The organism is Oryzobacter terrae (genome assembly GCF_042756445.1).
Classification (GTDB): Bacteria; Actinomycetota; Actinomycetes; order Actinomycetales; family Dermatophilaceae; genus Oryzobacter; species Oryzobacter terrae.
Window position 1 is genome coordinate 327,127 of the sequence record NZ_CP170578.1, and the last position, 19,987, is coordinate 347,113.

General features: G+C 71.9%; 17 protein-coding genes. 9 read left to right on the forward strand and 8 right to left on the reverse strand.

Going from position 1 to position 19,987, the window contains the following annotated elements; translation table 11 throughout:
• Positions 1 to 24: 24 nt before the first annotated feature.
• Genes ACFWN3_RS01605 through ACFWN3_RS01620 form a run of 4 tightly spaced genes read left to right on the forward strand, consistent with a single transcriptional unit; the run spans position 25 to position 4,182 of the window.
• A complete protein-coding gene (locus tag ACFWN3_RS01605; RefSeq protein WP_377642769.1) occupies positions 25 to 972 on the forward strand; it encodes a branched-chain amino acid ABC transporter permease in 948 nt (315 codons plus the stop codon).
• A complete protein-coding gene (locus ACFWN3_RS01610) occupies positions 969 to 2,648 on the forward strand; it encodes a branched-chain amino acid ABC transporter permease (RefSeq protein ID WP_377642772.1) in 1,680 nt (559 codons plus the stop codon). The genes ACFWN3_RS01605 and ACFWN3_RS01610 overlap by 4 nt, the downstream gene beginning before the upstream one ends.
• Entirely contained in the window at positions 2,645 to 3,472 is an 828-nt protein-coding gene (locus ACFWN3_RS01615) for an ABC transporter ATP-binding protein (protein ID WP_377642774.1), read from the forward strand. Before ACFWN3_RS01610 ends, ACFWN3_RS01615 begins: the two co-directional genes overlap by 4 nt.
• Positions 3,469 to 4,182 carry an ABC transporter ATP-binding protein gene (locus ACFWN3_RS01620; RefSeq protein ID WP_377642776.1) on the forward strand — a complete coding sequence of 238 codons (714 nt, stop codon included), beginning with the start codon at positions 3,469 to 3,471 and terminating at the stop codon, positions 4,180 to 4,182. Before ACFWN3_RS01615 ends, ACFWN3_RS01620 begins: the two co-directional genes overlap by 4 nt.
• Positions 4,183 to 4,243: 61 nt before the next feature.
• Here ACFWN3_RS01620 and uvrA read toward each other — a convergent pair whose 3' ends face one another.
• Positions 4,244 to 7,339 carry an excinuclease ABC subunit UvrA gene (gene uvrA / locus ACFWN3_RS01625; RefSeq protein ID WP_377642778.1) on the reverse strand — a complete coding sequence of 1,032 codons (3,096 nt, stop codon included), beginning with the start codon at positions 7,337 to 7,339 and terminating at the stop codon, positions 4,244 to 4,246.
• Positions 7,340 to 7,381: 42 nt separating this feature from the next.
• Here uvrA and ACFWN3_RS01630 point away from each other — a divergent pair, with 42 nt between their 5' ends.
• Both ACFWN3_RS01630 and ACFWN3_RS01635 read left to right on the forward strand, forming a co-directional pair.
• On the forward strand, positions 7,382 to 8,077 hold the full coding sequence (locus tag ACFWN3_RS01630) for a maleylpyruvate isomerase family mycothiol-dependent enzyme (RefSeq protein WP_377642779.1): 696 nt from the start codon (positions 7,382 to 7,384) through the stop codon (positions 8,075 to 8,077).
• 5 nt (positions 8,078 to 8,082) lie between these two features.
• The gene (locus ACFWN3_RS01635; RefSeq protein WP_377642781.1) at positions 8,083 to 8,745 is read left to right on the forward strand and encodes an MBL fold metallo-hydrolase; all 663 of its coding nucleotides are present in this window, start codon (positions 8,083 to 8,085) and stop codon (positions 8,743 to 8,745) included.
• A 22-nt stretch (positions 8,746 to 8,767) separates the two neighbouring features.
• Here the strand turns inward: ACFWN3_RS01635 and ACFWN3_RS01640 are convergent, their stop codons facing one another.
• Positions 8,768 to 9,559 carry a GNAT family N-acetyltransferase gene (locus ACFWN3_RS01640; RefSeq protein WP_377642783.1) on the reverse strand — a complete coding sequence of 264 codons (792 nt, stop codon included), beginning with the start codon at positions 9,557 to 9,559 and terminating at the stop codon, positions 8,768 to 8,770.
• A gap of 186 nt (positions 9,560 to 9,745) precedes the next feature.
• Here ACFWN3_RS01640 and ACFWN3_RS01645 point away from each other — a divergent pair, with 186 nt between their 5' ends.
• Positions 9,746 to 10,621, forward strand: coding sequence for a DMT family transporter (locus ACFWN3_RS01645; RefSeq protein ID WP_377642785.1), 876 nt, complete (start codon positions 9,746 to 9,748; stop codon positions 10,619 to 10,621).
• A gap of 15 nt (positions 10,622 to 10,636) precedes the next feature.
• On the opposite strand, the gene ACFWN3_RS01650 is transcribed toward ACFWN3_RS01645, so the two are convergent.
• The 3 genes from ACFWN3_RS01650 to uvrB are packed head-to-tail and all read right to left on the reverse strand — an operon-like array spanning position 10,637 to position 14,224.
• A complete protein-coding gene (locus ACFWN3_RS01650; RefSeq protein WP_377645498.1) occupies positions 10,637 to 11,680 on the reverse strand; it encodes a TerC family protein in 1,044 nt (347 codons plus the stop codon).
• A gap of 55 nt (positions 11,681 to 11,735) precedes the next feature.
• On the reverse strand, positions 11,736 to 12,116 hold the full coding sequence (locus ACFWN3_RS01655; protein WP_377642787.1) for an MmcQ/YjbR family DNA-binding protein: 381 nt from the start codon (positions 12,114 to 12,116) through the stop codon (positions 11,736 to 11,738).
• Positions 12,113 to 14,224, reverse strand: a complete 2,112-nt coding sequence (gene uvrB, locus ACFWN3_RS01660; protein WP_377642789.1) for an excinuclease ABC subunit UvrB — start codon at positions 14,222 to 14,224, stop codon at positions 12,113 to 12,115. The genes ACFWN3_RS01655 and uvrB overlap by 4 nt, the downstream gene beginning before the upstream one ends.
• Positions 14,225 to 14,302: 78 nt before the next feature.
• Here uvrB and ACFWN3_RS01665 point away from each other — a divergent pair, with 78 nt between their 5' ends.
• Positions 14,303 to 15,793 carry a pyridoxal phosphate-dependent decarboxylase family protein gene (locus ACFWN3_RS01665; RefSeq protein WP_377642791.1) on the forward strand — a complete coding sequence of 497 codons (1,491 nt, stop codon included), beginning with the start codon at positions 14,303 to 14,305 and terminating at the stop codon, positions 15,791 to 15,793.
• Here ACFWN3_RS01665 and coaE read toward each other — a convergent pair.
• The 3 genes from coaE to ACFWN3_RS01680 are packed head-to-tail and all read right to left on the reverse strand — an operon-like array spanning position 15,790 to position 18,639.
• Positions 15,790 to 16,995, reverse strand: a complete 1,206-nt coding sequence (gene coaE, locus ACFWN3_RS01670) for a dephospho-CoA kinase (RefSeq protein WP_377642793.1) — start codon at positions 16,993 to 16,995, stop codon at positions 15,790 to 15,792. The two genes, ACFWN3_RS01665 and coaE, sit on opposite strands and share 4 nt — an antisense overlap.
• A gap of 9 nt (positions 16,996 to 17,004) precedes the next feature.
• On the reverse strand, positions 17,005 to 18,168 hold the full coding sequence (locus ACFWN3_RS01675) for a serine hydrolase domain-containing protein (protein WP_377642795.1): 1,164 nt from the start codon (positions 18,166 to 18,168) through the stop codon (positions 17,005 to 17,007).
• A 3-nt stretch (positions 18,169 to 18,171) separates the two neighbouring features.
• A complete protein-coding gene (locus tag ACFWN3_RS01680; protein ID WP_377642796.1) occupies positions 18,172 to 18,639 on the reverse strand; it encodes a PPOX class F420-dependent oxidoreductase in 468 nt (155 codons plus the stop codon).
• Between the two features lie 105 nt (positions 18,640 to 18,744).
• Here ACFWN3_RS01680 and ACFWN3_RS01685 point away from each other — a divergent pair, with 105 nt between their 5' ends.
• Positions 18,745 to 19,953, forward strand: coding sequence for an acyltransferase family protein (locus tag ACFWN3_RS01685; RefSeq protein ID WP_377642798.1), 1,209 nt, complete (start codon positions 18,745 to 18,747; stop codon positions 19,951 to 19,953).
• The last annotated feature ends 34 nt before the right edge of the window (positions 19,954 to 19,987 follow it).

Genomic DNA, 19,987 nt, shown 5'->3' on the forward strand with positions numbered 1-19,987 from the left:
GTTCACGACACCTAGGAGATCGTGGTGGACCAATTCGCCCAGCAGCTCATCAACGGGCTGACCCTGGGATCGCTCTACGCCCTGATCGCCGTCGGTTACACGGTCGTCTACGGCATCGTCCAGCTGATCAACTTCGCCCACGGCGAGATCTTCATGATCGGCGCGTTCGGTGCCCTCTCGACCTGGCTCCTCTTCTTCGAGGGTGAGACCGCGGTCTGGACGTTGCCGATCATGCTCATCGGGGCCATCGCCGCCTCGACCGGCACGGCGGTCCTCATGGAGCGCATCGCCTATCGACCGCTGCGCAACGCGCCGCGGCTCGCCCCGCTCATCACGGCCATCGGCATCTCGGTCTTCCTCCAGGAGCTCGTCCGGCTCTTCTACGGCCGCGTCCCCTTCGCCGACTTCCCCGACGCCAAGCAGCGGGTGCCGTTCCCCCAGATCGAGGTCGTCACCGGGCCGGCGTTCAACGTCGCCGGCGTGACCATCCAGCGCTCGGCCCTGTTCACCATCGGCGCGCTCGTCATGTGCGCCGCGGGCCTCTGGTACTTCGTCAACCGCACCAAGACCGGTCGCGGCATGCAGGCCGTCTCGCAGGACCCCGACACCGCGCGCCTCATGGGCATCAACGTCGACCGGATCATCGTCGTCGCGTTCGCCGTCGGCGCCACGCTCGCCGCGATCGCCGGTGTGGCCCAGGGCCTGCAGGTCACGAACATCAACTTCAAGATGGGCTTCCTCGCCGGCCTCAAGGCGTTCACCGCCGCGGTCCTCGGCGGCATCGGCAACGTCTGGGGTGCCGTCGTCGGCGGCCTCACCCTCGGCATCGTCGAGTCGATGGCGGTCCAGTTCATCCCGGGCACCTTCGGTGGCTCGCCCTGGAAGGACGTCTGGGCGTTCGCCCTCCTCATCCTGGTCCTGGTCTTCCGACCACAGGGCCTCCTCGGCGCGAAGGTGGTGGACCGGGCATGAGCAAGCTCGCCCTCCCGGACGAGATCCGGACCCGGCACGGCGCCAAGGCGCCCCTCCTCGCCATCGCGGGCGGTGTCCTCCTCGTCGTCAGCGGCCTGCTGTCGTGGTCGTACGACGAGCGCATCCTCGACGACATCTCGGTGCGCTTCTTCCCGCTCGGCATCCAGATCTTCGCGATGGCCCTCGGCATCACCGCGATCGTCCTCGGCGTCCTGCTCCTGCGCCGCCCGCCGTGGCTCAGCCCGGCCCGCGGCCTGCGGGTCATGGGCGTCACGTCGGTCATCTTCGTCGTGTGGGTCCTCGCCTCGATCGCCTACCTCGCCGACGGCCTCGTCAACGCGAACGAGGGGGTCTGGGTCGCCCTCGTCGGTGCGCTCCTCATGGCCGCCGCCGGGTTCCTCTCCCCCGAGGTCGACCTCGACGTGCGCACCTGGCCGCGGCTGAGCAGCACGCTCGAGATCGTCGTCATCATCGTGCTCATGTCGGTCGTCCTCTTCGTGACGGCCTACACGCTGGGCATCGAGGACGGCGTCGTCTTCGCGGCGTTCCTCATGGCCCTCATCGGCGTCGCCGGCGGCCTCCTCGGCTCCGGCTTCGGCGGCTACCTCGGCTTCGTCGGGGCGAACAACCGACGGGTGCTGCTCCTCGCGGCCTTCGTCGTCGCGTTCCTCTTCCCGTTCACCCAGGACGGCTCCGACGCGAACATGTCGATCGCCACGCAGATCCTCATCTTCGCGGCGACCGCCCTCGGCCTGAACATCGTCGTCGGCCTCGCCGGCCTGCTCGACCTCGGCTACATCGCGTTCCTCGGCACCGGTGCCTACGTCGGCGCGATGCTCTCGCAGTCGGCGTTCGCCACGATCGACGTCAAGCCGCCGTTCTTCGTCGTCATGCTCATCGGCATGGTGGTGGCGTCGATCTTCGGCCTCATCATCGGCACGCCGACGCTGCGGGTGTCGGGCGACTACCTCGCCATCGTCACCCTCGGCTTCGGTGAGATCTTCCGCCTCGCGATGTTCAACCTCGACGGCAACAACGGCCCCGAGCTGACCAACGGGCCCAACGGCATCCCCGCCATCCCGGACCTCAACTTCTTCGGGTACGACTTCGGCCAGGTGCACACCCTGTTCGGCATCCCACTGGGGCGCTTCAGCAACTACTACTTCCTGCTGCTGCTCCTCATCGCGTTCGTCATCCTCATCTTCGTCCGGCTCAACGACAGCCGCATCGGCCGTGGCTGGGTCGCGATCCGTGAGGACGAGCGCGCGGCGGAGGCCATGGGCGTCAACGTGTTCGGCCTCAAGCTCCTCGCGTTCGCCGTCGGCGCCTCGCTCGCCGGTCTCGCCGGGACGATCAAGGCGCACCAGGACACCTCGGTCAGCCCGGACCAGTACATCTTCCTCGAGTCGGCGTTCCTCCTCGCGGCGGTCGTCCTCGGCGGCATGGGCACCGTCGTCGGTGTCCTCGTCGGCGCGACGATCCTCAAGCTCCTCCCCGAGAAGCTGCGCGAGGTCAACGACTACCGGCTCCTCGTGTTCGGCCTCCTCCTCGTCGTCATGATGCGCTTCCGGCCCGAGGGCCTCATCGCGTCCAAGCGGCGGCAGTTGGAGTTCCACGAGGACGACGAAGAGCTCAGCGAGATCGTCCAGTCCCAGCACCTGCAGGAGGCGAAGTGACCACCGTCACCGACAGCCCGGCCGCGGAGCACCGCGTCGGCGACAAGATCGTCCTCGAGGCGTCGGGCGTGACGATGCGCTTCGGTGGCCTCACCGCCGTCGACAACGTCTCGATGCAGGTCCACGAGGGCGAGATCGTCGGCCTCATCGGCCCGAACGGGGCCGGCAAGACGACGTTCTTCAACTGCCTCACCGGGATGTACATCCCGACCGAGGGACGGGTCACCCTCAACGGCGAGACGCTCCCGCCGAAGCCGTTGAAGGTGGTGCGGGCCGGTATGGCGCGCACGTTCCAGAACATCCGGCTCTTCGGCAACATGACCGCGCTCGAGAACGTCATGGTGGGGCGCTACTGCCGCACCTCCTCGATGGCGCTGACCTCCATCCTGCGCGGGCCCAAGTTCCGCAGGGAGGAGGCGGCGACGCGCGAGCGGGCGCAGGAGCTCCTCGACTACGTGGGGCTCGGCAAGTCCACCGAGCTCCTCGCGAGGAACCTGCCGTACGGCGACCAGCGACGGCTCGAGATCGCCCGCGCGCTGGCCACCGACCCGCAGCTGCTCCTCCTCGACGAGCCCACCGCGGGGATGAACCCCAAGGAGACCGAGGACACGATGCACCTGATCAAGAAGATCAGGGGCAGCGGCCTGGCCGTCGTCGTCATCGAGCACGACATGCGGTTCATCTTCAACCTCTGCGACCGGGTGCTGTGCCTCGTGCGCGGTGCCCTCCTCGTCGAGGGGACGCCGGGCGAGGTCCAGTCCGACCACCGGGTCATCGAGGCCTACATCGGTGGCGACGACGCGGACGAGGAGGAGGGCGCGTGAGCGCGATGCTGGAGGTCAAGAACCTCGAGGTGGCCTACGGGAAGATCAAGGCCGTCAAGGGGATCAGCTTCGACGTCAACGAGGGCGAGGTCGTCACCCTCATCGGGACCAACGGGGCCGGCAAGACGACGACGCTGCGGACCATCTCGGGCCTGCTGCGCCCGAACTCCGGGACGATCACCTTCCAGGGCAGGGACCTCACGAGCGTCGCCGCCCACGACATCGTCCCCCTCGGGCTCGCCCACTCCCCCGAGGGCCGGCGGATCTTCCCGCGCCTCACGGTCGAGGACAACCTCAACCTCGGGGCCTTCGCCCGCAAGGACAAGCAGATCGCCAACGACCTCGAGGCGGCGTTCGACCTCTTCCCGATCCTGCGGGAGCGGCGTGCGCAGCCGGCGGGCACGTTCTCCGGTGGTGAGCAGCAGATGCTCGCGATGGGCCGGGCGATGATGAGCCGTCCCAAGCTGCTCATGCTCGACGAGCCGTCGATGGGCCTGTCCCCGCTCATGATGAAGAAGATCATGACGACGGTGACGACCCTCCAGGAGCAGGGCACGACGATCCTCCTCGTCGAGCAGAACGCCCAGGCCGCCCTGAAGCGCGCGACGAAGGGCTACGTCCTCGAGGTCGGCAAGATCGTCCTCTCGGGCTCGGGCCAGGAGCTCCTCGCGAGCGACGACGTCCGCAAGGCCTACCTGGGCGAGGACTGAGGCACGACGCACGACGGGCCGGGTGACCGCGAGGTCACCCGGCCCGTCGTCGCTCTCCGGCTCAGGACGCCCGGCGGGTGGGCGACTTCTTCGCCGTGGTCCTCGTCGCGGTGCCGGAGCCCGCGCGCTTCGACGTGGCCTTCTTCGCCGCCGGCGCCGCCGTCGTGGCAGCGGCACCCTTCGCCGGGGTCGCCTTGGCCGCGGTCTTCGCCGCCGCCCTCTTCCGCGGGGAGGCCGGCTGCCGGTCCACGGTGCGGGCCGTGCGGGCGAGGATCGGTGCGAGGAAGCGGCCGGTGTGCGACTGCTCCATCGCGGCGACCTGCTCGGGGGTGCCCTCGGCGATGACGAGGCCACCGCCGCTGCCCCCTTCGGGACCGAGGTCGACGACCCAGTCGGCGCTCTTGATGACGTCGAGGTTGTGCTCGATGACGATGACGGTGTTGCCCTTGTCGACGAGCCCCTGGAGCACCTTGAGCAGCTTGCGGATGTCCTCGAAGTGCAGCCCGGTCGTCGGCTCGTCGAGGACGTAGATGGTCCGGCCGGTGCTGCGCTTCTGCAGCTCGGAGGCGAGCTTGACGCGCTGGGCCTCGCCGCCGGACAGCGTCGGCGCCGGCTGGCCGAGCCGGACGTAGCCGAGGCCGACCTCGTTGAGCGTCTTCATGTGGCGCGAGATCGCCGGGACCGCGGCGAAGAAGTCGGCGGCCTCCTCGATCGGCATGTCGAGGACGTCGGCGACCGTCTTGCCCTTGAAGTGCACCTCGAGGGTCTCGCGGTTGTACCGCGCGCCGTGGCAGACCTCGCACGGGACGTAGACGTCGGGGAGGAAGTTCATCTCGATCTTGATCGTGCCGTCGCCCGAGCAGGCCTCGCAGCGGCCGCCCTTGACGTTGAAGGAGAACCGGCCCGGCTGGTAACCGCGGACCTTCGCCTCGGTCGTCGTGGCGAAGAGCTTGCGGACGTGGTCGAAGACGCCGGTGTACGTGGCGGCGTTCGAGCGCGGGGTGCGGCCGATCGGGCTCTGGTCGACGTGGACGACCTTGTCGAGGTGCTCGAGGCCGGTCACCGTCTTGTGCCGGCCGGGCACGTGGCGGGCGCCGTTGAGCTTGTTGGCCAGGACGTTGTAGAGGATGTCGTTGACGAGGGTCGACTTGCCCGACCCGGACACCCCCGTGACGGCGACGAGGTTGCCGAGGGGGAACGAGACCGAGACCTTGTCGAGGTTGTGCTCGTTGGCCCCGACGACGGTGACCTGGCGCCCCTTCTCCTGCGGGCGGCGGACCTCCGGCACGGCGATCTCGCGGCGGCCTGAGAGGTACTTGCCGGTGAGCGAGTCGGGGTGCTCGAGCAGGCCCTGGACCGTGCCAGAGTGGACGACCTGCCCGCCGTGCTCCCCCGCGCCCGGGCCGATGTCGACGACCCAGTCGGCGGTGGCGATGGTGTCCTCGTCGTGCTCGACGACGATGAGGGTGTTGCCGAGGTCGCGCAGCCGGGTGAGGGTCTCGATGAGGCGGTGGTTGTCGCGCTGGTGCAGGCCGATGCTCGGCTCGTCGAGGACGTAGAGGACCCCCACGAGGCCCGAGCCGATCTGCGTCGCGAGCCGGATCCGCTGCGCCTCGCCACCGGACAGGGTGCCCGCGGGGCGGGACAGGCTGAGGTAGTCGAGGCCGACGTCGAGGAGGAACCCGAGGCGGGCGTTGATCTCCTTGATGACCCGCGCGGCGATCTGGCGCTCGCGCTCGGTGAAGTCGACGGTGTCGAGGAAGTGCGCGGCCTCCCCGATCGCCAGGCGGCTGACGTCGGCGATGGAGCGACCGCCGATGTGGACGGCCAGCGACTCGGGCTTGAGACGAGCCCCCTGGCACACGGGGCACGGCACCTCGCGCATGTAGCCCTCGTAGCGCTCGCGGCTCCAGTCGGAGTCGGTCTCGCCGTGGCGGCGCTTGACGAACGGCACCGCACCCTCGAACCCGGTGGAGTACGAGCGCTCGCGCCCGAACCGGTTCTTGTAGCGGACGTGGACCTTGTGGTTCTTGCCGTGGAGGAGGGCGTCGCGGGCCCGCTGCGGCAGGGCCCGCCACGGGACGTCCATCGAGAACTTCAGGTCGTCGGCAAGGGCGGCCATGACGCGCTGGAAGTAGTCGGCCGCGCCCGATGCGGTCGCCCAGGGGGCGATGGCGCCCTCGGCGAGGGTGAGGTCGTCGTCGGGGACGATGAGCTCGGGGTCGACCTCGAGCTCGGTGCCGATGCCGGTGCACTCGGGGCACGCGCCGAAGGGGCTGTTGAACGAGAACGACCGCGGCTCGATCTCGTCCATCGACAGCGGGTGGTCGTTGGGGCAGGCCATCTTCTCGGAGAAGCGCCGCTCGCGCTCGGGGTCGCCCTCGTCGAGGTCGACGAACTCGACGACGAGGACGCCGCCGGCCAGCCCCAGCGCGGTCTCGACCGAGTCGGTGAGCCGCTGCTTGGCCGTGGAGTCGGCGCCCTTGGCGACGAGGCGGTCGACGACGACGTCGATGGTGTGCTTGACCTGCTTCTCGAGCTTCGGCGGGTCGGTGAGGGTGACGACCTCGCCGTCGACCCGGGCGCGCGCGAAGCCCTTGGACTGGAGCTCGGTGAAGAGGTCGACGTACTCGCCCTTGCGCGCGCGCACGACGGGGGCGAGGACCTGGAAACGGGTCTTCTCGGGGAGCTCGAGCAGCCGGTCGACGATCTGCTGCGGCGTCTGCCGGCCGACGGGCTCGCCGCAGACCGGGCAGTGCGGGCGCCCGGCGCGCGCGAAGAGGAGGCGGAGGTAGTCGTAGACCTCGGTGATGGTGCCGACGGTGGACCGCGGGTTGCGGTTGGTCGACTTCTGGTCGATGGAGACCGCCGGCGACAGGCCCTCGATGAAGTCGACGTCGGGCTTGTCCATCTGCCCGAGGAACTGCCGGGCATAGGCCGAGAGGGACTCGACGTAGCGCCGTTGCCCCTCGGCGAAGATGGTGTCGAAGGCCAGGCTGGACTTGCCCGAACCGCTCAGACCGGTGAAGACGACGAGGGCATCGCGGGGGATCTCGATGCTGATGTCCTTGAGGTTGTGCTCGCGGGCACCACGGACGACGAGGTGGTCATGACTCACACTCGCCATGCTAGGTGGAGCCACCGACAGACCCCTCATCGAGCACCGGCGGCCGTCGAGGGTGCGGGGTAGCGTCGGGGCATGGACCCCCGTTCCCCCGAGATCCCGGCCCTCGTGGACCGCCACACCACCCTCCTGCTGTCGACGGCACGCGACCTCGAGGACGTCTCCGAGCCCTCCCTGTGCGAGGGCTGGACCCGCGCCCACGTGCTGTCCCACGTCGCCCGCAACGCCGACGGTCTCGTCCGGCTCGTCCGCTCTGTCGTCGACGGCTCCGGCGAGACGATGTACGCCAGCCGGCCGGCGCGCGACGCCGACATCGAGGCCGGGTCCCGCCGGTCCCTCGACGCGCTCGTCGCCGACGTCGAGACCTCGGCGCGGGCCCTCGCCCCCGAGCTCGACCGCCTCGGCCCCGAGCACGACGGGCACCCGCTCGAGCGCACCCCCGGCGAGCTGCGCGGGACCGGTGCCGACATCGTCCTCATGCGGCTGCGCGAGCTGACCTGGCACCACGTCGACCTCGACGCCGGGTTCGGCTTCGCCGACCTCGAGCCCGAGCTCGTCGCACTGTTCGTCGAGGAGGAGGTCGAGCGGCTCCGCGGGGTCGAGGACGCTCCCGACGTCACCCTCCGCTCCACCGAGGGCGACGAGTGGACCGTGGGCGTCGGGACCGCCCAGGTCTCCGGCGACCGCGCCGCCCTCCTCGGCTGGCTGGCCCGTGGCCTCACCGAGGGCGTGACGGGCGACCCCCTCCCCCGTCTCCCGGCCGGGAGGTGACCACGGTGGTCTACACGGGACAGGTGACCCCCGGCGGACGAAGCGAGGTCCGCGAGCTCGGCCGGGCGACCATCCGCAAGATGTCCGTCTCCTCGATGCACAACAACGTCTACCTCCTGACCTGCACCGCGACCGGCGAGCAGCTCCTCGTCGACGCGGCCGACGACCCCGGCCGGTGCCTCGCCCTCGTCGCCGAGGGCACGGGACGCCTCGACCACCTCGTCACGACGCACCAGCACTGGGACCACGTCCGCGCCCTCGCGGCCGTCGCCGAGGCCACCGGCGCGACGACCTACGCCGGTGCCGACGACGCCGATGCCCTGCCCCTGCCTCCTGACGTCCGGCTGGCGCACGGCGACGTCGTGACCGTCGGCGAGCTCGAGCTCGACGTCATCCACCTCCGGGGCCACACCCCGGGCTCGGTGGCCCTGTCGTGGCGCGACCCCGACGGCGGCGCGCACCTCTTCACCGGCGACAGCCTGTTCCCCGGTGGCGTCGGGAACACCAAGAACGAGGGCCAGAGCTTCGCGTCGCTCTACCGCGACGTCACCGAGCGGGTGTTCGCCACGCACGACGACGCGACGTGGTTCTACCCCGGCCACGGCGACGACTCGACGATCGGGGCCGAGCGCCCCCACCTCGAGGAGTGGCGCGCTCGCGGCTGGTGAGCCGCCGGCGGCCGGGAGCCGCTCAGCCCGGGTAGTGGGAGGGCCAGGCCTCGACGGTCCGGAAGCCCAGGTGCTCGTAGACGGGCCGGCCCAGCTCGCTCGCCTGGAGGTAGGCCGTGTGCGCACCGGCCGCGACGCCCTCCGCGACGACCCGGGCGGTGACCGCGTGGCCGAGGCCCCGCCGCCGGTGGGCCGGGGGTGTCGCGATGTTGAAGACGCCGAGGTACCCGTCGCGCAGGGCGCCCAGGCCGACGGTGCAGGGCTCGTCGTCGGTGCGGCCGACCCACGCGACCGTCCCGGGTGTCGAGAGGACCTCCCGGCCCATGAGCGGGGCGAGCAGGTCGACGGGTGCCTCGAAGCCGTCGGCGAAGAGCTGCTGCGCCTGCCGGACCGCTGCGGGGTCGGACGGGTCGACCCGCTCCAGCACCGGCCGCTCCGGCACCTCCACGCTCGCAGGGTCGCGATGGAGCATGAACGGCTCGTGCTGCACGGTCGTCAGGTCGTGGGCCGCTGCGAGGTCGGCCGCCCAGCCCGGAGCCGCGGCCCTGGTGAGGACGCAGTGGGGAAGGTCGCGACGGGCGAGGTCGTCGAGCCAGGCCGCGGCGTCGTCGGCCGAGGCACTGCCGTCGAGCACGACGACCCCGTTGAAGCGCGGCGTCCCGAGGCCGGTCGAGTAGCGGATGAGCCCGGGCAACTCCTCCCAGCGGGAGCCGGCGACCGCACCGATGACGTCACGGTTCACGGCGACGAACGCCGCCACGGCACCCTCGGTCACGGCGTCGGCGGTCGCCGACCCCGCAGCCTCTCGGTCCATGGCCATCGTCGGCGCCCTCCTCCCGGCACCCCGTGCGGGGTCGGCCCGACGCTAGCGTCGAGCAGTCCCGTCGCGCCATGGTCCGACCGGGTCACGGGCGACCGGGTCACGGGCGACCGGGTCACCCGGCCGCGTCCCCGGCGGACGCACGGTGGCCCCGTCGGGAGGGCTGGCTAGCCTGACCCGGTGACGAACGCCGCCGACCGGGTCCCCGCTCCCGTCCTCGTCCTCGCCGGCATCGTCTCGGTCCAGTTCGGCGGTGCCCTGGCGGCGACCCTCGTGCCCGTCATCGGCGCGGGTGGGTCGGTCGCCGTGCGGCTGCTCTTCGCCACGCTCCTCCTGCTCGCCCTCGTCCGCCCCCGCTGGCGCGGCCACTCGCGCCGCGCGTGGCTCACCGTCATCGCCTTCGGGGTGGCGCTCGGCCTCATGAACTTCACGTTCTACGGCTCGCTCGCGCACCTGCCCATCGGGGTGGCCGTGACGATCGAGTTCATCGGGCCGCTCGCGCTCGCGGCGGCATTGTCGCGGCGCGTCCTCGACGTCGTCGCCGTCGTCGCGGCCGCGGGCGGCGTCGTCCTCATCTCGGAGGCGCTCCACGTGCCGTTCGCCGACCTGCCGTGGACGGGCATCGGCCTCGCCCTGGCCGCTGGCGCCTTCTGGGCCGCGTACATCGTCCTCTCGGGGCGGACCGGGGCCGAGTTCCCGCAGCTCGAGGGGCTCGCGCTCGCGATGGTCGTCGCCACGGTCGTCACGCTCCCCATGGGCCTCGGGAGCGTCCCGCAGTGGACGGGCGAGACCCTGCTCAAGGGCCTCGGGATCGCGGTGCTGTCGTCGGTGCTGCCCTACAGCCTCGAGCTGCTCGCCCTGCGCCGCCTGACCGCCCGGGTGTTCGGGATCCTGCTCAGCCTCGAGCCGGCCGCCGCCGCGCTGGCGGGGCTGATCGTGCTCGGGCAGGTGCTGCGCCCGTCGCAGCTCGCCGGGATGGCGCTCGTCGTGGCGGCGTCGGCGCTCGTCCTCGGGCTCGGTGCCCGCAGGGACCCGGCGGAGGCGGCCTCCACCTGACGCCGCTGCCTCCGGTCAGGAGTCGTGGTGGTCGTGTCCCGTGATGTCGGGCAGGTTCTTGGCGGCTTCGGGGTCTCGCTTGGTCTTCCACAGCGAGGCGAGGGTCGTGACGCCCAGGATGACGACGATCGCGCCGAGCGACACGACGATCGGGATGTCCGGCACCGGCACCTTGTCGCCGCCGTTGATGAAGGGCAGCTCGTTCTCGTGGAGCGCGTGGAGCAGCAGCTTGACGCCGATGAACGCGAGCAGCACGGCGAGGCCGATGCTGAGGTAGACGAGCTTCTGGAGCAGGCCACCGAGGAGGAAGTACAGCTGCCGCAGGCCCATGAGCGCGAACAGGTTCGCGACGAGGACGATGTAGGGCTCACGGGTCAGGCCGTAGATCGCCGGGATCGAGTCGAGCGCGAAGAGCAGGTCGGTGGTGCCCAGCGCGACGATGACGAAGAAGAGCGGGGTCGCGAGGCGCTTGCCGTTCTCCTTGGTGAACAGCTTGGTGCCGACGTAGTCCTTCGTCGCGGGGAAGCGGGCCTCGACCGCCTTCATGAAGCGGTTCTCCTCGTACTCGTCGTCGTCGCTCTCCCCCTCACGGGCGAGCTTGACGGCGGTGTAGATGAGGAACGCGCCGAAGATGTAGAAGACCCAGCTGAAGTTGTTGATGGCCGTGGCGCCGAGCCAGATGAAGATGCCGCGCAGCACGATCGCGATGATGATGCCGACCATGAGGGCGAACTGCTGGAGCTTCTCGGGGACGGCGAACTTCGCCATGATGAGCAGGAAGATGAACAGGTTGTCGACCGACAGCGAGTACTCGGTGAGCCACCCGGCGAAGTACTCCCCCGCGAGCTGTCCGCCGGCGAAGGCCCACATGCCGAGGCCGAAGAGGATCGCCGCGCCGACGTAGACGCCGAGAGCGAGACCGGTCTCCCGGTTCGAGGGGCGGTGCGGGTTGCGGGCGATCCAGACGACGTCGAACGCGAGGACCGCGACGGCCACACCGATGGTGGCCCACCACACCCACGACGGGAGGTCGAGGGACGGAGTCGCGGCGGGGAGCATCGTCGGGATCACCGCGTCAGCCTACCGACGGCCCTCTCGCACCCGCGCGACGAGGTCAGCCGGCGGACCCCCCGGCCGGGCGCCGACTCCTGGGCAGGCCAGCGACGACCAGGTCGTAGGAGGTGTCGATCGCCTCGCGGAGGGTCCCCTCGGGAATCGCCCCGCCGACCCGGAGCGTGTTCCAGCCGTTGCGCCCGATGTAGGCCATGACCGACGCGTCGTCGGGGTACTCGGCGAGCCACTCGTCGGCCTCGGTGCGGCCCTTGCCGCACTTGACGCCGACCCCACCCTCGCCGAGGAACGCGAAGATCTTCTCGCCGACCTTCGCGACGTGGTCGCCCTCCCAGGGCTGGTCGGCCCGGGCGCCCGGCTTGCCGAGGGCGTGGGCGGCGAGCCGCTGGGCGGCGTCGCCGTCGGCGAGCGCCTCCGGGCTCACCGGGTGGCCTCGCTCATCTGCCGCAGCTCCTTCTTGAGGTCGCCGATCTCGTCGCGCAGGCGGGCCGCCAGCTCGAAGTGGAGGTCGCCGGCGGCGTGGTGCATCTGGGTGCTCAGCTCCTGGATGAGGTTCGCCAGGTCGGCGGCCGCCACGGGCTCGTTGCGCCGGGCCGCCAGGGCGACGTCGGCCGAGGCGGCGCCGCGTCCTCCGCGCCCGCCGTCGCTCTTGCCCCGCGAGCGGGCCCGTCCGGAGCCGAGGAGCTCCTCGGTGTCGGCGTCCTCGCGGTTGAGCATGTCGGTGATGTCGTTGATCCGCTTGCGCAGCGGCTGCGGGTCGATGCCGCGCTCGGTGTTGTACGCGATCTGCTTCTCGCGCCGGCGGGTGGTCTCCTCGACGGCCTCGGCCATCGACGGGGTGACCTTGTCGGCGTACATGTGCACCTGCCCGGAGACGTTGCGCGCCGCGCGGCCGATCGTCTGGATGAGGCTGCGCGCGGAGCGGAGGAAGCCCTCCTTGTCGGCGTCGAGGATCGCGACGAGCGAGACCTCGGGGAGGTCGAGGCCCTCACGGAGCAGGTTGATGCCGACGAGGACGTCGTACTCGCCCAGGCGCAGCTCGCGCAGCAGCTCGACGCGGCGGAGGGTGTCGATGTCGGAGTGGAGGTAGCGGACCCGGATCCCCTTGTCGAGGAGGTAGTCGGTGAGGTCCTCGGCCATCTTCTTCGTCAGCGTCGTGACGAGGACGCGCTCGTCGCGGCCGGCGCGGGTGCGGATCTCGTGGAGCAGGTCGTCGATCTGGCCCTTCGTCGGCTTGAGGATGATCTCGGGGTCGATGAGCCCGGTGGGCCGGATGATCTGCTCGACGACCCCCGACGCCTTGGCGAGCTCGTAGGGACCGGGGGTCGCCGACAGGTAGACGGTCTGCCCGATCCGCTCGAGGAACTCCTCCCACTTCAGCGGACGGTTGTCCATCGCCGACGGCAGGCGGAACCCGTGGTCGACGAGGGTGCGCTTGCGCGAGGCGTCGCCCTCGTACATCGCCCCGATCTGGGGGACGGTGACGTGCGACTCGTCGATGACGAGGAGGAAGTCCTCGGGGAAGTAGTCGATGAGGCAGTTGGGGGCGGTGCCGGGCAGACGACCGTCGATGTGCATCGAGTAGTTCTCGATGCCCGAGCACGAGCCGACCTGGCGCATCATCTCGATGTCGTAGGTGGTGCGCATCCGCAGCCGCTGGGCCTCGAGGAGCTTGCCCTGCTTCTCGAAGAGCCCGAGCTGGTCCTCGAGCTCGGTCTCGATGCCCGCGATCGCGCGCTCCATCCGGGACGGGCCCGCGACGTAGTGCGAGGCGGGGAAGACGTACATCTCCTGCTCCTCGCGCACGACCTCGCCCGTGACGGGGTGGAGCGTGTAGAGAGCCTCGATCTCGTCGCCGAAGAACTCGATCCGCAGCGCGAGCTCCTCGTACATGGGGATGATCTCGACGGTGTCGCCGCGCACCCGGAAGGTGCCCCGGGTGAACGCGAGGTCGTTGCGGGTGTACTGCATCTGGACGAAGCGGCGCAGGAGGTCGTCACGCGGGACCTCCTCGCCGACCTTGAGGCGGGCCATGCGGTCGACGTACTCCTGCGGGGTGCCGAGGCCGTAGATGCACGACACCGAGGCCACGACGATGACGTCGCGCCGGGTGAGCAGGCTGTTGGTGGCGCTGTGCCGCAGCCGCTCGACCTCGTCGTTGATCGAGGAGTCCTTCTCGATGTAGGTGTCGGTCTGCGGGACGTAGGCCTCGGGCTGGAAGTAGTCGTAGTAGCTGACGAAGTACTCGACGGCGTTGTTGGGGAGCAGCTCACGGAACTCGTTGGCGAGCTGGGCCGCGAGGGTCTTGTTGGGCGCCATGACGAGCGTGGGGCGCTGGACCTGCTCGACGAGCCACGCCGTCGTGGCGGACTTGCCGGTCCCCGTGGCGCCGAGGAGCACGGTGTTCTGCTCGCCCGCGCGGACCCGCCTGGCGAGGTCGGCGATGGCCGTGGGCTGGTCGCCGGCGGGCTCGAAGTCGGAGACGACCTGGAAGGGCGCCACGCGGCGCTGGAGGTCGGTGATCGGACGCATGTCCCTACGGTATGCCGCGCCACCGACAAGGGGCCCCGGGGACTGGTCGCCCGTCCGCCCCGGTGGGAGGATCCGGCCATGGCACCGCCCGACGAGCGTGCGCTCCCCGCCCCCGACGGCAGCACCGGCCTCGACCCCGAGGACTGGGACTCGTTCCGCTCCCTCGCGCACCGGGCCGTCGACGACCTCGTCGACCACCTGGCCGGCCGCCGCGACCAGCCGGTCTGGCGGCCGATGCCCGACGAGGTCCGCCACTCGTTCGACGGCCCGCTCCCCCGCGCCGCCGCGGGCGCCGACGCGGCGTACCGCGAGGTCCTCGCCCGGGTCGTCCCGTACTCGATGGGCAACGACCACCCCCGTTTCTGGGGCTGGTACATGGGGGCCGGGCACCCCGTCGGCAACCTCGCCGACCTCGTCGCCAGCGTCATCAACCCCAACCTCGGCGGGGCCGACCACTCCCCCGTCCTCGTGGAGCAGCAGGTGGTCCGCTGGTGCGCCGAGGCCGCCGGCTACCCGACGAGCGCCAGCGGGCTCCTCGTCGGTGGCGCGTCCGAGGCGAACATGGTCGGGCTGGCCGTCGCACGCTCGGCCCGACTCGGCCGGTCGCTGCGCGAGGAGGGGATGCCGTCCGGTCGCCGCCTCACCGTCTACGCCTCGACCGAGGTGCACAGCTGCCACCGCAAGTCCTGCGAGCTGCTCGGCCTCGGTGCGGCAGCCCTGCGCCACGTCGCGGTCCACGACGACTTCACCCTCGACGTCGGCGCCCTGGCCGCCGCGATCGCCGCCGACCGCGAGGCAGGACTCGAGCCGCTCGCGGTCGTGGCGTCCGCCGGGACGGTCAACACCGGGGCCGTCGACGACCTCGAGGCCGTCGCCGACCTCTGCGAGCGGGAGGGCCTGTGGTTCCACGTCGACGGCGCGATCGGCGGCTTCCTCGGCCTCAGCGGCTCGGCGGCGTCCGTCCGGGGCATCGAGCGCGCCGACTCGCTCGCCCTCGACCTCCACAAGTGGATGCAGGCGCCGATCGACGTCGGGCTGGTCCTCGTGCGCGACGAGCCCGCCCACCGGTCGACCTTCTCGGTCATCCCGACCTACCTCGCCCACACCGACCGAGGGATCGCCGCCAGCGAGGTGTGGTTCAGCGAGTACGGCCTGGCCCTCTCGCGCGGGTTCCGGGCCCTGCGGGTCTGGATGGGCTTCCTCGCGTACGGGGCCGACGCGTTCGGCGGGGTCATCGACCGGACCACGGCGCTCGCCCGGCGGCTCGCCGAGACGGTCGACGCCCACCCCGAGGTCCAGCGCATGGCGCCGGTGGGGTGCGACATCGTCTGCCTGCGCTACGCCCCGCCCGCAACGGCGGCCGCGGACCTGGACGCGGTCAACCGCGAGGTGGTCCTCCGGGTCCAGGAGGGTGGGGTGGCGGTCGTCACCGACACCGTGCTGCGCGGGTCGGTGGCCGTTCGTGTTGCCATCTCGAACCATCGCACCCGTGCGGCCGACCTCGACCTCTTCCTCGAGGAGTTCGTCCGCCACGGCCGCGAGGTCGTCGCCGAGCGGGGACGGGGCTAGCCGGCGGGGGGGACGTCGGAGTCCGGTGCCCGCCACCCGTTCTCTTCGGCCCAGGCCCGCGCACGGACGTCGGCGGCCTCGAACCACGGCTCCTTCGCCTCGGCGTAGGAGCCCGTCGTCGCGACCCGTCCGGCCAGCTCGGTCTTCATCTCGGCGTAGGCGACCCGCTCGTCGCCGTCGGCCCGGAGCCAGTCGCGGAACACCAGGGCCCACTCCCAGCCGGGCGACCCGGCCTCGCGCACGTGGACGTGCGCCACGCGCCCCGGGTCGCACGACCCGAGGAAGCGCTTCGGCCACGTCCGGCCGTCCTTGGCGTTGTCGTGCCACTCGCCCGGGAGCCGGACGAACCCCGCGGCCGCCATCGCGTCGACGAACGCCGGGGCGTCGGCGTCGTCGAGGGCGCGCACCCCCACCTGGAGGTCGACGACGTCCTTGGCGACGAGCCCCGGAACGGCGGTCGAGCCGATGTGGTGCAACGTCACCGCGGCCGGGCCGACGGCCTGGCGGACCCGGCCGAGGAGCCGCGCGGCCTGCGCCGGCCACGTCGGGTCCGGCGCCGCGAGGGTCGGGTGGGACAGGCGTGAGCGGATGCCGTGCCGCACGTTGAGCTCGAATGGCTCGAGCCGCTCGTGCCACAGGCGCAGGACGGACGCCCGCAGCGAGTCGGTGGTGCCCTCGTTGTCGAGCCACACGTCGGCGGCCGCCCGCCGGGCCTCGTCGTCCGCCTGCGCCGCCATCCGCGCCCGGGCGTCGTCCTCGGTCATGCCGCGGAGGTCGACGAGGCGCCGCAGGCGCGTCTCCTCGGTCGAGCCCACGACGACGACGAGGTGGTACTGCGACCCCATCGACTTCTCGACGAGCAGGGGCATGTCGTGGACGACCACGGCGTCGGGCCGCGCGGCGGCGACGCGTTCGGCGGTGCGGGCCCAGATCGCCGGGTGGGTGATCGCCTCGAGGTCGCGGAGGGCCTCGGGGTCACCGAAGACGACGCGGCCGAGCCCCGGGCGGTCGAGGGTCCCGTCGGGGCCGAGGACGTCGGCACCGAAGCGCTCGACGATCGCGGCCAGACCGGGGGTGCCGGGCCCGACGACCTCGCGAGCGACGACGTCGGCGTCGACGACGACCGCGCCGAGGGCTGCCAGCTGGGCCGACACCGTCGACTTGCCCGACCCGATCCCGCCGGTGAGGCCCACGCGCAGCATGCGCCGACCCTAGTGCTCGGGCCGGCCGTCCCCGCGCACGTCCGCCCACAGGTCGGCCAGGGCCGCGTCGAAGGCACCCGTCCCGAACGACCCGTCGAGCCCGCGGTTCGTGAGGAGGACGACGGTGCGCCCCGCCGCGGGGTCGGCGACGCCCAGGGTCCCGGTGCCCCCGCTCCATCCGGCGGAGCCCGCTCGCGGTCCCTGTGGGTCGTCGTCGGTCGCGACGGACACCTGGTGGCCGTACGAGTAGCCGTCAGGGACGATCGGCCGCGCCGCGGCGAGCTGGTCCGGGCCGAGGCCGGCCGTGCGCACGCGGGTGGCGGCGTCGTCGGGGACCACCGTCGGGTCGACGAGCTCGCCGAGGACGCGGGCCGTGTCCTCGGCCGTCCCCCACAGCCCGCACGAGAGCGTGAGCATCTGCGGGTCGGCCGGCCCCTCGGGCTCGAGGCGTGCCCACGTCCCGCCCTCGACGAGCCAGGCGTCGGCGCGGTTGCCCTCGTCGGGGGTCGCGAAGGTCAGCGACGGGGTGTCGAGGGGCCCGGTGAGCCGGTCGGCGAGGAGCCGGTCGAGCGGGACGCCGGAGGCCCGGGCGAGGACGACGGACAGCACGTCGGTCGAGGTGTGGTACGCCCAACCGGACCCGGGCTGGAAGGCCAGCGGCAGGCTCCCCAGGCGCGCGAGGAAGGTGGCGTCGTCCATCGCGGGCCCCACGGGTCCGGGGTGGACCCCGGCATCCGCCATGGCGGTCGTCAGCGGGGTCTCGACGAACCGGGTCCCGAGCCCGCTCGTCATCGTGAGGAGGTCGCGGACGGTGACGGGGCGCGCGAGGGCCTCGGTGTCGTCGAGGGGGCCGTCGGGACGGCGGAGCACCCGCAGGCCGTCGAGCTCGGGTACCCACCGGCGGATCTCGTCGTCGGGCGCGAGGACGCCCTCGGTCGTCAGGATGCCCGCGAGGAGGCCGGCGACCGGCTTGGAGAGGGACGCGAGGCGGTAGGAGGTCGAGGCCTCGACGGGCCGACCGCCGTCGGGCGCGGTGACCCCGCGGGTCCGGACGTGCACCGTCCCGTCAGCGGCCCGGACGGCCACGGACCACCCGGGCAGCGTGCCGTCGTCGACGAGCCGGTCCAGGGTCGGGGTGGGCGGGGTCGCCGTCGTGCCGGCCGGGTCGGGCACGGCTCAGGCCCCGGCGAGGCGGGCCGGGAAGCCCCCGGTGGCCAGGGGACCCCACCGGGTCGGCGTCACCCGGAGCAGCGACTTGCCCTGGGTCACCATCGCGGCGCGGTACTCGTCCCAGTCGGGGTGCTCGCCGGAGATGGCGCGGAAGTACTCGACGAAGGGCTCGACGTCGTCGACCGCGTCGACGACCTCGACCGTCCCGTCGACCTGGACCCACGGGCCGCCGAAGTCGTCGGAGAGCACGACGACGCTGACCCGCGGGTCGCGCCGCGCGTTGACCGTCTTGGCCCGCTCCGGATAGCTCGTGACGACGAGCCGGCCGGCGTCGTCGACCCCGCCCGTCACGGGCGACGCCTGCGGGGTGCCGTCGGACCGCGTCGTCAGGAGGACGAAGTGGTGCCGTGGTCGGACGAACTCGAGGAGGCCCTCGAGGTCGACGGACGTGGTCGTCGCGATGGTGCGTGCCATGTCTCCCACCCTGCCACGGGCGGGCGGCCGCGCCGGTCGGAGGAGTGAGCGCCATCCCTCGGTGTCGCCCACCCCCGACGGTGACCGACGGGTAACCTCCCATCCGTGACGACCCCCACCGAGAGCGCGCCCGGCGCGCGCGTCGCCGCGCTCGACGGCCTTCGCGGGGTGACGATCGTACTCGTCGTCCTCGGGCACGCGGGCAACCTCGTCTGGCCCACCGACACCCTCGACCGGATCCCTGTCGTGCGCAGCTTCGTCCACGGCGGGGCGGTCGGCATCTTCTTCGTCGTGGGCGGGTACATCGTCACCCGCGGGCTGCTGCGCGAGTACGACCGCGGGACCTTCGACGCCGTCCGGTTCTACCTGCGGCGCCTCGTGCGCCTCGGCGTCCAGGTCGTGCCCCTCGCGGCGGCGGTCCTCCTGGTCCACGCCGTCGACGAGACGGACGTGGCGAGCACACGGGCCACCCTCGGCTCGGCCGTCAACGTCGTGACCCACACATCGAACCTCCACGCGACCACCGACCTGCTCAGCACCCGGGCGGACCTCGGACACATGTGGTACCTGGCGGTGCAGCAGCAGGTCTACCTCGTGCTCCCCCTGGCCGTGCTCCTCCTGGCCGGCCGGCGCTGGGTGCTCGCCGCCCTGTTCGTCGAGGGCATCGTCGCCAGCGTCCTCTGGCGCCACCACGTCCTCGAGACGTCCGGCTGGATCGAGGCCACGGTGTCGACGCTCGCGCGGGCCGACGCCGTCCTCGCCGGCGCGCTCGTCGCACTCGTCGTCGAGGCCGCGCGGCGGCACCGGGCCCTGGCACCCGCGCTCCTCACCGTCGGCGGGCTGGCGCTCGTCGCCACGATGGCGACCCTGCGGGAGATCGGCGAGCCGTACCTGTACCTGCGATGGTGGGGCGTCCTGTTCACGGCGTTCACGGCCGTGACCGTCCTCGGCATCGCCCTGCTCGACCGGCCCACCCCGGCGTCGCGCCTCCTCTCGCTGCCCCCGCTGACCTGGCTCGGCCGGGCATCCCTCGCGATCTTCGTGTGGCACCTGCCGCTGTTCTTCTTCGTCCAGCGCCACACGACCCAGTGGACGTGGCAGCCACGGGCCATCACGACGTTCGCCCTCCTCGCCGGCATCGTGTGGCTGACCCACCGGTTCCTCGACGAACCCGCCCGCGTCTGGCTCCGCCACCACCTGCGACCGCCGAGTCCGTCACCCGTGGACACCCCGCTGGGGACGGCACCCGGAGGCGGACCCGCGCGAGGTCCTCAGCTCGACGAGCCCGCCACGGCCGCGGGAGGTCGGTCATGACGGTGGACGCGGTCGAGGAGCACCGTCGCGCTCG